We start from the raw sequence: 4,691 nt of genomic DNA, 5'->3' as shown, positions 1-4,691 counted from the left end.
GCCACGCCGTTCGCATCGGCAATGCCGCCGGCCGCGATCACCGGCACGCGCACCGCCCGCACCACCTGGGGCAGCAGCGCGAAGGTCCCGAGCTGGGCGCTCAGGTCGTCGGACAGGAAGTGGCCGCGGTGGCCGCCGGCCTCCAGGCCCTGGGCGATGACGGCGTCGACCCCGTGGTCCTCGAGCCAGCGCGCCTCGTCGACCGTGGTGGCCGACGCCAGCAGCTTCGCGCCCCAGCGCCGCACGCGCACCAGCAGCTCGGCCGACGGGAGCCCGAAGTGGAAGCTCACCACCGGCGGCTCGAACTCGGCCAGCAGCTCCGCCTCCTCGGCACCGAACGCGCGTCGCCCCGGGCCCGGCGGGATGGCCGAGGCGTCGATACCGAACTCGCGGTAGTACGGCGCCAGCGTGGCCCGCCAGTTCGCCTCGCGCTCGCTGCTGGGCACGGGCGGTGCATGGCAGAAGAAGTTGACGTTGTAGGGGCGTGCGGTCCGTTCGCGGATCGCGGCCAGCTCGCTGCGCAGCGCGTCGGCGCCCAGCATCGCGGCCGGCAGCGAGCCCAGCCCGCCGGCGTTGCTGACGGCGACGGTCATCGCACCGACCTGCACGCCAGCCATCGGCGCCTGGATGATCGGCAGCTCGGTGCCGAGCAGGGCGAGCAGTTGGGAGGTGGCAGCGCTGGACATGGTGTCTCCTTGCGGCGGTAGGCGGTGGGCGCTCGGCCGCACGCGCGTCGGGTGGCGCCGTGGTGCGGGAGAAAGCGGCCCCTCAGTGAGTCTGCAGGAAGCGCAGCACGCGATCGTTGATCGCATCGGGCCGCTCGACCCAGAAGAAGTGGCCCACGCCGTCGATGCGGTCGACCTCGGAGCCCGGGCCCAGTTGGCCGAGCATGGCCTCGGCCGCCGCCGCGTCGAGCGCGATGCAGCCGTCGTCGTTGCCGTGCAGGTAGAGCGTGGGCTGCGGCACCGGCCGGCCCAGCACCGCGGCATGCTCGTCGGCCCAGGCCGGCGTGCCGAAGCGCTGCGGAGCGAAGAAGTCGCGGTAGTAGCCCAGCGCCGCGTGCAGGTGGGCCGGGTCGCGCAGGCAGGCCTTCACGTGCGCCATCTCCGCCGCAGGCTCGTGGCCCGGCGACCAGTCGCGCCACAACTGCTCGAGGAAGGCCAGGTCGTTCGCGGCCACCCAGCGTTCGGCGATGTCCATCTGGAACAGCCAGAAGTAGAACGAGCGCTTGAGCTGCGGGTAGCGCGACGCGATCGCCCCGAACACGCGGAAGTGCGGCACGCTGCCGATCACCGCGCGGCGCCAGCGCGCGGGCTCGGCGGCCAGCGCACCGTAGGCGGCGAAGGCACCCCAGTCGTGGGCGATCAGCACGGCGTCACCGGCGCCGCCCAGCGCCCGGTGCAGCGCGTTGGGATCGTTCGCCAGCGCGCGGCTCGAGAAGTCGCCGTCGGCCGGCACCCCGGTCGGCGCATAGCCGCGCATGAAGGGCGCCACGGCGCGGTAGCCGGCCCGGGCCAGGCGCGGCAGCAGATGGCGGTAGGTCCAGGGCGAATCGGGAAATCCGTGCAGGCACAGTGCCAGTGGCCCGCTGCCGGCCTCGAGATAGTGGAACTGCAGGCCGGCGGCGCGCACGCTGCCGCGCCGGAATTCCGAGGCTGCCTGTTCGTCCATTGCGTTCTCCTTCCCGGCGACCACGGATGCGCTTCCCGGGCCCCGACGTTCAGCGGAAGGCCGCTTCCATCTCGCGGCGGAACTGAACCGCCTCGCTGCGGGCATCGAACTCCACGTCGTTCCATCCGACCGGCCGCCCGTCGGCGATGTCGCGCTTGAGCCTGACCTTGTGCGCCAGCCCCAGCGGCAGGTAGCCGCCGGCCAGCGAGGCGGCCGCCGGCATCAGCTTGCCGTAGACGGTGTAGCCGCCCTCGCCGTCGAGCACCTCTCCGGCACGCAGCGCGCGCTTGGCGGTCGCCACCACGTCGCCGCGCCAGCCAGTGGCCGCGCCGGTCGCCTCGCGGCGCAGGCCGGCGCTGGCCACGCTGATGCCGAGTTCCAGGCCGATCAGGTGGAAGGCTTGTACATCGACGAGTACTCGCCGCTTGGGTCGGTGACAAGGCCGTACTCCTTGAAGCAGCGGCGCACGTACTCGCTGTCGGCCGCGAAGGTGACGTAGACGCCCCAGCGCAGATCGCGGAACACCGGGCGGCCGTCGCGCTCCAGCGAGGAGATCACCTCCACCTGGCCGCGGTGCTGCAGCAGGCCGCCGTCGGCGCGCGGCTTGAGCAGGCGCGCCAGGTCATCCACGCCGCAGGGCGGGAAGGCCAGCCCGTCGTCGGCCGGTGTCAGGCCGCAGGCGTTGGACACCGCGGCCATCTCGATGGCGCTCTTGGTGCCGTCGAGGAAGCTGTTGAACATCTGCGCGTTCATGCCGCCCGCCCTGGCGTCGTCGGCGCTCAGGCCGTAGTGGTTCCACACCGTATCGGGCGTGCTGGCGTGGTAGCTCGGCAGGTACTTGGTGCCCTTGCCGGCGGCCACCACCTGGAAGCCCGCAGTGCGCGCCCAGTCGACCATCTCGCAGATCAGCGCCGGCTGGTCGCCGTAGGCCAGCGAGTAGACGATGCCGGCCTCGCGCGCCTTGCGCGCCAGCAGCGGGCCGGCCAGCGCGTCGGCCTCCACGTTGACCATCACGATGTGCTTGCCGTGCCGGCAGCACGCCAGCACGTGGGCAATGCCGGCGGCCGGCGAGCCGGTGGCGTCGATCACCACCTCGACCGCGTCGCTGGCGATCACGGCCGGCGTGTCGTCGGTGAGGCAGGTGCTGCCGCTGCGATGGGCGTCGTCCAGGGTCTTCGCGCCGAGCCGGTCCTCGTCCCAGCCCACCGACAGCAGCGCCGCCTTCGCGCGTGCCGGGCTCAGGTCGGACACCGCCACCAGGTGCAGTCCGGGGGTGCGGCGCACCTGGCTCAGGAACATGGAGCCGAACTTGCCGGCGCCGATCAGGGCCACCCGCAGCGGGCGGCCGTCGGCGGCGCGCTGCGCGAGCATGGCGTGAAGGTTCATGGGGCGTCTCCTGTCGAGGGTGTAGCGGGTGGAGCGCGCTCCGTCGGGGAAGTTCAGCCGCCGTACAGCGGCGCCTCGCCGGGCGGACGCGTCTTGAAGCGCTTGTGGACCCAAAGATACTGCGCCGCGTGCTCGCGGATGCGCTCCTCGATCCAGCGGTTCATGCGCAGGGTGTCGGCCTCGGCATCAACGGTCGGGAAGTCGTCCCAGGGCTCGAAGAAGCGCACCCGGTAGCCGCGTCCGCCGGGCAGCATGTAGCGATGACCGGCTGCACCTTCATGCCCAGCAGCCGCGCCATGCGCGACGGCGCCAGCAGCGTGGCCGCCGGCACGCCGAAGAAGGGCACGAAGGCCGCATCCTTGGCGCCGAAATCCATGTCGGGCAGGTTGAAGAAGCCCATGCCGTCCTTGATGGCGCGCATCAGCGGCTTGGCGGTCTCGTTGCGCGCGAAGATCCTGCGTTGCCGTAGCGCAGCCGGGCGCGTCGCAGCGCTGCGTCGAACACCTTGTTGCTCTGCGCCTGGTAGATGGAACAGCCGGGCCGCGCCACGAACAGCTGCACCGCGGCGCCGGCCACGTCGAGGCCCATGAAGTGCGGCACCAGCCACATCACCGGGCCGTCGTGGGTATCGGCGAAGCTGGCCGGCCCCTCGATGTGCATCAAGCGACGCAGGCGGGCCGGCGAGGCATACCAGAGCAGGCCGCGCTCGAGCAGGCTGCGGCCCAGCCACTGGAAATGCTCGCGCGCCAGCGCCTGGCGCTGGTCTTCGGTCCAGGCCGGGAAACACAGCGCGAGGTTGCGCAGCGCGATGCGCCGGCGCGACCCGGCCACGTGCCACAGCAGCCGCCCGAGGCCGCGGCCCAGCGCGGCGAGGATCGGCAAGGGCAGCCAGTGCAGCAGCCACAGCAGGAAGAGAACGAGGCGCATGTCAGTCGTCGGCGCCGGCGACACCGCCGGAGCGTGGTTGCTTGTAGCGGTGGTAGCCCCACAGGTATTGCTGCGGGCACTGGCGGATCAGGCCTTCCATCGCGCGGTTGATGGCCGCGGCGGCCTCGGCCGGATCGGCGGGCAGCGGCTCGCCGAGCTCGCTGACGCGCACCCGGTAGCCAGCGCCGCCGGGCAGGCGCTCGCCCCAGATCAGCAGCAGCGCCGCACCGTCTGCTGCACCAGGCGCGCGGCCAGAGTCATCGTATAGGCCGGCTGGCCGAAGAACGGCGCCCACACGCCCAGGCCCTCGGGCGGTACCTGGTCGGGCAGCAGGCCGACGACCTCGCCTCGCTTGAGCGCGCGGATCATCTGGCGCACGCCACCCAGCGTGGCGGGCGCGGCATCGAGCCCGGGCCGGCGGCGCGCCGCCTCGACCAGCGGGCGCAGCCAGGGCTTGCGCGCCGGGCGGTAGAGCACCGTCATTGCGCCGCGGCCGGCGCCGTAGTGCTCGGCATACGACTGCCCCACGACCTCGAAGCAGCCGAGGTGGGGCGTCAGCATCACCAGCCCGCGACCGGCGGCCTGGGCCCGTTCGATCAGTTCGCCGCCCTGCCACTGCACCGTCATCGGCAGCGCGGCCTCGGGTGGGCGGGCCCACAGCGGCGGCAGCTCGGTGAGCATGCGGCCGGCCGCGCCGATGGCCTGCC

At 72.8% G+C, this 4,691-nt stretch carries 3 protein-coding genes and 3 pseudogenes; all 6 read right to left on the bottom strand.

From position 1 onward, the window contains the following. On the bottom strand, positions 1 to 686 hold a 686-nt coding region (locus tag x551_RS18585), incomplete at its 3' end, for a nitronate monooxygenase (protein ID WP_036250099.1). Positions 687 to 768: 82 nt separating this feature from the next. After that, a complete protein-coding gene (locus tag x551_RS18580) occupies positions 769 to 1,671 on the bottom strand; it encodes an alpha/beta hydrolase (RefSeq protein ID WP_036250096.1) in 903 nt (300 codons plus the stop codon). 49 nt (positions 1,672 to 1,720) lie between these two features. Continuing rightward, positions 1,721 to 3,057, bottom strand: a pseudogene (locus tag x551_RS18575) (Gfo/Idh/MocA family oxidoreductase). Positions 3,058 to 3,110: 53 nt separating this feature from the next. Then, a pseudogene (locus x551_RS18570) lies at positions 3,111 to 3,984 on the bottom strand (lipid A biosynthesis acyltransferase). A gap of 1 nt (position 3,985) precedes the next feature. Next, positions 3,986 to 4,156 carry a hypothetical protein gene (locus tag x551_RS28245; protein ID WP_343252158.1) on the bottom strand — a complete coding sequence of 57 codons (171 nt, stop codon included), beginning with the start codon at positions 4,154 to 4,156 and terminating at the stop codon, positions 3,986 to 3,988. 38 nt (positions 4,157 to 4,194) lie between these two features. Continuing rightward, positions 4,195 to 4,691: pseudogene (locus tag x551_RS18565) on the bottom strand (lysophospholipid acyltransferase family protein); the annotation flags it as partial.

Origin of the sequence: Methylibium sp. T29, assembly GCF_000576205.1 — a bacterium.
In the GTDB taxonomy this organism is placed as follows: domain Bacteria; phylum Pseudomonadota; class Gammaproteobacteria; order Burkholderiales; family Burkholderiaceae_C; genus Methylibium; species Methylibium petroleiphilum.
This window is presented reverse-complemented; position numbering and strand designations above follow the sequence as displayed.